Raw genomic sequence first — 6,332 nt, 5'->3', positions numbered from 1 at the left:
GCCAAGGCCGGCGACACCGCCGTCCTGGAAGGCACCCGGGTGCTGATCTCCGACACCGCCGCCGGCCTGCTGAACAAAACCTTCAAGACCGACGCCGTGAAAGCCGACATGCTCGTCGGCATCGCCAAAATCACCGTCAACACCAAGTAACACCCACCCGCAAAAGCCGCCCGGTGCAGGGTCTGCACCGGCGGGGCGTGCCACGGTACCTCCTGTTGGAGGTCCGTGGCACTGTGCGTATACCGTAATGATTACAGGGCGAAGCAGCGCTGCCTGATCCGTCTCCTGATAAGGATGTTTGAAATGACCGCAGCCCTGGTGGATGTTGTTCTCCCGTGTCTGAACGAGCGCGGTGCCCTGCCGTGGGTGCTCTCCCGGCTGCCCGAAGGATACCGTGCCATCGTTGTGGACAACGGCTCCACCGACGGCTCCGCCGAACTCGCAGCCAGCCTGGGTGCGACAGTGGTCCATGAAGCACGGAAGGGTTTCGGCGCCGCCGCGCATGCCGGCCTCCTCGCCGCGACGTCGGAGTTTGTGGCGTTCTGCGATTGCGACGGCTCGCTGGATCCGGCCGGGCTGCCGGAGCTGGCCGGGCCTGTCCTGGGCGGTACTGCGGATCTGGTGCTGGGTAGCCGCCGGCCCCAGCGCGGTTCCTGGCCGCTGCACGCCCGCATCGCCAACCTCGTACTGGCGTGGCGGCTCCGGCGCCTAACCGGGGAACGGATCACGGACCTGGGCCCAATGCGGGTCGCCCGCCGTGAGGGTTTGCTTTCCCTCGGCTTGGCGGACCGGCGCAGCGGCTATCCCTTGGAGATGTTCCTCAAGGCAAGCCTGCGCCGTTGGCGGATCGTGGAGCTGCCCGTTCCCTATGCCCCCCGCACCGGCAAGTCGAAGGTCACCGGGACTCTCCGGGGCACCCTGACGGCGGTAAAGGACATGTCCGCGCAGCTCCGGGCCGCCAAGGCCGTCACCGAGGCCTCCGCTGCGTTGCCGTCCGGACCGGTCCGCGGCGCGGCCGGCAACGAATGATGGTTATGGAAAAGAGCGTGGATCTTACCGTGGCGGTCATCGCCAAAGAGTGCGTGCCGGGCCGGGTCAAAACCCGGCTGAGCCCGCCCTTGAGCCCAGAAAATGCGGCGGCACTGGCCCAGGCGAGCCTGAGCCGCACCCTGGCGACCGTCCGGCTTCTCCCGGTCCGGCACCGGATCCTGGTTATGGACGGTACTCCTTCGCCCGCGGACGCAGCAGGCTACACCGTCGTCCCGCAAGTAACCGGCGGGCTGGACGAACGGCTCGCCGCGATCTGCGACGCCACCACCGGGCCGCTGCTCATCGTCGGGATGGACACCCCACAGGTCGCGGCGGACCACCTTGGAGCGCTCCTGCGCGACTGGTCCACCGTGCAGGCGAGCCGCGACGCTTGGCTCGGCCCGGCCGCCGACGGCGGCTTCTGGGCCCTGGCCCTGCGCCGGCCCGACGGCGCCCTGATCCGCGGCGTGCCGATGTCCACCGACACCACCGGAACTGCGCAGCATGCCCGGCTGACCGCCGCCGGGCTCACCGTCGGGTCCCTCCCCGAACTCCGGGACATGGACTACTTCAGCGACGCATTGCAGATCGCGGCGGAGATCCCCGACACCGACTTCGCACACGCCGTAGACAACGCCGCCAGGACTGCCGCAGACCCGGCGCCGAAGTCACGCCCCCTGGAAGGAGCGCTGCGGTGACCGTCGCCGCGGCTGCCCCCGCTGCCGTGTTCGGCCAGGGCGACGCAGAGCCGTACGCCCGGGCCCTGCAACTCGGTGCAGGTAAGCTGACGCTGCGCCCCGAGGGCCGGCACTATCACACCGAGGCCGTGGAATTTGACGTCAGCGGCTGGTGTGAGGACGCGAACGGGCTCGAGCGGTCGCTGCTGGCGAGCCTACGCGGCCCGGTCCTGGACGTCGGCTGCGGGCCCGGCCGGCTGCTGTCCGCCGCCCGGTCACTCGGGCTGCAGGCTCTGGGCCTGGACACCAGCGCCGAAGCCGTCCGCCGCGCAGTCAACCGCGGCGAGCAGGCGCTGGAGCAGTCCGTTTTCGCGTCGGTCCCCCACACCGGTGATTGGCAGTCCATAATTTTGCTCGACGGCAACATCGGCATCGGGGGCAGCATCACCGCTTTGCTGCGCCGCTGCCGCCAGCTGATCACCGCGTGCGGCACCCTCCTGGTGGAGGTCGAAGCGGACGAATACCTCGACACCGCCTACCCCGCCGTCCTCGAAGACGAACATGGGAACCGCAGCGAGCCGTTCCGCTGGGCACGGACCGGCGGTCCTGGTCTGGCGGCCCGGGCCGACACCGGCGGCTGGACCGTCACGCACATCCAACGGCTCCAGGGCCGCGTCTTTTACCGGCTCTCCCCGGCTCCGGAGCCGACGCGCTCCAGGACGTAGACCAGGGCTGCGGCGACGACTGCCAAGGTCGCCCAGAACCAGAGCAGGTTGGCGGCATAGTCGGCTTCCAGCGCGCTGGTGTTACGTGCCACGGACTGCGCCTTGAGCAGCACACCCGCGATCAGGGTGACCACGGCGCCCGTCAGGAGCGCGCCGCGAATGATTGCCGTCGACGCCGGACGCAGTCGTGAGCCCATCCGGGTCAGGCCCGCTCCGGCCAGGGTGGCGAGCGGGACGATGACGCCGTCGTGGAGCAGGACGGCCACCGCAAGCCAGAGCAGCAGCCCAAGCAGCTGGGCCGGCCCGAGCTGGGTCGGCAGCCCCAAGAGCCCGTAGCCGATCACCGCCACCCCTGCCGTGCCCAGGACGATCCGGTAAATCTTCGCGGTTTTCACAGGACCTCCACAGTCTGCAGCCACTTTGTTTGCAGCACACCCGGGCGTCCGGGGGCGATGACGCGGGCCGGGTACCCGTGGTCCAGATCGAGCGTCTGGCCGTTAAGTTCCAGGGCCACCAGGGTCTGCTCATCCTGCACATACGCTGCGGGCATCAGCATCGTCCGGTAGGCGCCTTCCGGTTCCAGGCTGGTGACGCGCAGGGTGGAGGATGACGGGGCGCCGACGCCACTGACCAGGTCCCGGATCCGGACGCCCCGCCAGCGGGCCGTCTGGCTCCAGCCTTCAACACAGGCGATGGGAAGCTCTTGCTCGGACTGCGGCAGTGCTTTGAGCTGGGCCAGGGTGTACGAACGGCTGGTTCCCCGATGTGTAACTTTCAGCTTCCAGTCCGTGGAACCCGCCAGGTCCGCAACTTTCGCGTCGGCGGCCGTGCGGTTCACTGGAACGGACTGGGGCCCCGTGCCCATGTTCCGGGGTGCGAAGAGGTTCAGTGGGTCCAGCCAGGAAAAGGACTGACCGGCGGTTGTGGCCACCAGGGCCCCCGTGCTGGCCGCGACCCCGGTCAGGAACGCGCGCCGGGACCAGCGGCCCGGCGCCGTCTCGTCCGCCGGACCACTGCCGGAACGGGCGCGCCAGTTCTCCATGATCGCCGGAAGTTTGACGGCGATGTGGAGCAGCAGGGACCCCCAGATGACCCAGGCCAGCCAGAAGTGGGTTTCGCGGAACGGGAATGGCCAGGGATACCACTTGTAGGTATTGATCAGGCCAGTCGTCAGCTGCACCAGGGAAGAGGCGATGAACAGGGCGATGGAACCCCGTTCCAGGCCGTGCACCACGGACTTAACCGGTGGCCAGGTCAGCAGTTCGGGATACACCGACCATAACTTCGCCAGAAGGAGCGGGATGGCGGCAATGCCGGCCGTTACGTGCACTCCCTGGGTCAGCTGGTAAATCCAGGCAGGGCGGGTAAGGAAAAACATCCACGACGGTGGTTCCTGGAGCCCGTGGCTGAACAGGCCCGTCAGGAAACAGATGGTGAAGCTCAGCCCCAGCCAGCGTCCCAACACCACAGTCAGCCGGGTGCTGCGCGTCGGCGAGGCAAATCTGGCGGCCAAGGCGTTGGTGAGCTTTTCCATAGCTAGATCACACCATCATTCCTGCGCCCACGGTGCCGCCGGCCCCTGCGAGTCCAGAAAACATTGAGCCGCGGCCCGCGAAGAAAGCTGCGTGGGACGGCATCGACAGTGCCGGGAAACTCCGCTGAACGCGGCGGGCCCGCCGCGGCACCTCCCCCCCGGATGACAGGATGGTTCCTATGGAACAATCATTTGCCGGCACGGCGCAGGCGCGCATCGGAATCATCGGAGGATCCGGCACGTACGGGCTCCCTGGCGCAGTCGTCAAGGACACCGTCGACGTCGAGACTCCGTTCGGACCGCCGTCGGGCCCCATCACGCTGGCCGAGGTGGCCGGCCGGACCGTGGCATTCCTGCCCCGCCACGGCGGCGGCCACTCTCTCCCGCCCCAGAAGATCAACTACCGGGCCAACCTCTGGGCTTTAAAAAGCCTTGGCGTCAAGGCTGTTATATCGTCCTCGGCGGTGGGCGGCCTGCACGAAGGCTACGGGCCGGAGACGTTTGTGGTCACGGACCAACTGATCGACCGGACCTGGGGGCGCGCCGATAGCTATTACGACGGCACAGTTGCCGACGGCGTCGAGCCGGCCGGCGTGCAGCACCTGCCGGCCTCGGAGCCCTTCTGCCCGGCACTGCGTGCACACCTCGCTACCGCGTTGCTGGCCCAGGATGTCTCCCATGTTTTGCGGGGGACCGTGGTGGTTGTCAACGGGCCGCGCTTTTCCACGAAAGCCGAATCCGCCTGGTACGTCAGCGGGGGCGCTGACATCATCAGCATGACCCAGTACCCCGAACCCGTCCTCGCCGCCGAACTGAACATGGGCTTCGCGAATCTGGCATTCATTACGGACTCGGATACCGGCCACGACGGTTCGGACCCGGTCACCGCCGACGCCGTGTTTGCTCGGCTGAAGAACGCCCAGGGTACTGTCCTGGCTGTGCTGGAGGCGACGATTGCCGCCGTCGATGATGACTACGCACCCCGTCCACTGATGGATCCGACGGCGGTGGACCGTGTGCTGGCGTTACCGGTTGTGCGCCGGGCGGTGTCCGCCTCATGAGGCTCCTTGTCACCGGCGGCGCCGGATTCATCGGTTCCCATATCGTCGACGCCGCCCTCGCCAACGGCTGGTCCGTGAGGGTCCTGGATTCACTGGACCCGGGCCTCCATCACGGACCGCCGGCGTTTGATCCCCGGGTGGAGTTGCTGACCGGAGACGTCACAGACCCCGACGCCGTTCACGGTGCGCTGGACGGCATCGACACGGTCTGCCACCAAAGTGCGAAAGTGGGCCTCGGGGTCAGCTTCGCTGACGCGCCCGACTATATCCGCAACAACGACTACGCGACGGCGATCCTGCTGGCCGCGATGGAACGCCGCGGTATCCAGCGGCTGGTCCTGGCCTCCTCCATGGTGGTCTACGGCGAGGGTGCCTACACCGACTCCGTGACCGGTGCCCCGGTGCGGCCCGGGCCCCGCGCCGAAGCGGACCTGCGCGCCGGCGTCTACGATCCCCGCAACCCGGCGACCGGCGCCCTGCTGGACCCGGCGATGGTCACGGAGGACGCGCCCCTTGACCCGCGCAACGTCTATGCCGCGTCCAAAGTGAGCCAGGAGCATCTTGCCGCTGCGTGGGCGCGAAGCACAGGCGGCGAAGCGGTGGCGCTGCGCTACCACAATGTCTACGGACCGCGGATGCCGCGGGATACGCCCTACGCCGGCGTCGCGTCACTGTTCCGTTCGGCCTTGGCCCGGGGTGAAGCGCCCCGGGTCTTCGAAGACGGTGCGCAACGGCGCAGCTTCATTCACGTCCGGGATGTGGCCGCCGCGAATATCGCCGCCATCGAGTCCCTGGGCGCCGGCGGTGGCGCTGGATTCCGGGTCTACAACGTCGGAGCCGATGAGGTCCACACGATCGGCGACGTTGCAACCGCCCTGTCCCGGTTCAGCTCCGGCCCCGTGCCTGTGGTCACCGGCGAGTACCGGCTGGGCGACGTCCGCCACGTCACGGCGTCCTCTGAGCTGCTCAAGACGGAGCTTGGCTGGTCCCCGGCCGTGGGCTTTGACGAAGGCATGCTCGAATTTGCCAACGCACCCCTTCGCGGCGGCCCGGCCGCCTGAAAGGGGCGCGAACGGCTCCGGGATGTCGATCCCGCTGGCCGGCCCGCGGGAACACACACAAACTTGCTCAGGCAACAGCGAAGCCACGGCCCCCAAGAGCCGTGGCTTCACTGTTTCGCTTGCCCGCCAATTCGACCGGCAGGATTTAGGGGTGGGTGTTACTTGGTGTTGACGGTGATTTTGGCGATGCCGACGAGCATGTCGGCTTTCACGGCGTCGGTCTTGAAGGTTTTGTTCAGCAGACC

7 protein-coding genes are annotated in these 6,332 nt (G+C 67.9%); 5 read left to right on the top strand and 2 right to left on the bottom strand.

The features are described from left to right. The first annotated feature begins 303 nt into the window (after positions 1 to 303). From ABIB49_RS19075 to ABIB49_RS19065, 3 genes are read left to right on the top strand one after another with little or no spacing between them, the layout of a single operon-like run. The gene (locus ABIB49_RS19075) at positions 304 to 1,029 is read left to right on the top strand and encodes a glycosyltransferase family 2 protein (RefSeq protein WP_282361095.1); all 726 of its coding nucleotides are present in this window, start codon (positions 304 to 306) and stop codon (positions 1,027 to 1,029) included. A 5-nt stretch (positions 1,030 to 1,034) separates the two neighbouring features. Then, positions 1,035 to 1,727: a TIGR04282 family arsenosugar biosynthesis glycosyltransferase gene (locus ABIB49_RS19070; protein WP_354157639.1), complete on the top strand. Its 693-nt coding sequence runs from the start codon at positions 1,035 to 1,037 to the stop codon at positions 1,725 to 1,727. After that, positions 1,724 to 2,431 (top strand): class I SAM-dependent methyltransferase, encoded by a 708-nt coding sequence (locus ABIB49_RS19065; protein WP_226774306.1) that lies wholly within the window; start codon positions 1,724 to 1,726, stop codon positions 2,429 to 2,431. Before ABIB49_RS19070 ends, ABIB49_RS19065 begins: the two co-directional genes overlap by 4 nt. Here ABIB49_RS19065 and ABIB49_RS19060 read toward each other — a convergent pair. Next, entirely contained in the window at positions 2,386 to 2,826 is a 441-nt protein-coding gene (locus tag ABIB49_RS19060) for a hypothetical protein (protein ID WP_226774305.1), read from the bottom strand. The genes ABIB49_RS19065 and ABIB49_RS19060 overlap by 46 nt on opposite strands. Beyond that, entirely contained in the window at positions 2,823 to 3,965 is a 1,143-nt protein-coding gene (locus tag ABIB49_RS19055) for a molybdopterin-dependent oxidoreductase (protein WP_226774304.1), read from the bottom strand. Before ABIB49_RS19055 ends, ABIB49_RS19060 begins: the two co-directional genes overlap by 4 nt. Positions 3,966 to 4,144: 179 nt before the next feature. On the opposite strand from ABIB49_RS19055, the gene ABIB49_RS19050 reads away from it, so the two are divergent. Further along, positions 4,145 to 5,026 (top strand): MTAP family purine nucleoside phosphorylase, encoded by an 882-nt coding sequence (locus ABIB49_RS19050; RefSeq protein ID WP_226774303.1) that lies wholly within the window; start codon positions 4,145 to 4,147, stop codon positions 5,024 to 5,026. Further along, positions 5,023 to 6,087 carry an NAD-dependent epimerase/dehydratase family protein gene (locus ABIB49_RS19045; protein ID WP_283480112.1) on the top strand — a complete coding sequence of 355 codons (1,065 nt, stop codon included), beginning with the start codon at positions 5,023 to 5,025 and terminating at the stop codon, positions 6,085 to 6,087. The genes ABIB49_RS19050 and ABIB49_RS19045 overlap by 4 nt, the downstream gene beginning before the upstream one ends. Positions 6,088 to 6,332 lie beyond the last annotated feature (245 nt).

This window comes from Arthrobacter sp. UYCu512 (genome assembly GCF_040547075.1).
In the GTDB taxonomy this organism is placed as follows: Bacteria; Actinomycetota; Actinomycetes; order Actinomycetales; family Micrococcaceae; genus Arthrobacter.
Note: the sequence above shows the minus strand (reverse complement) of the source record. Positions and strands in the feature narration are given on the sequence as shown.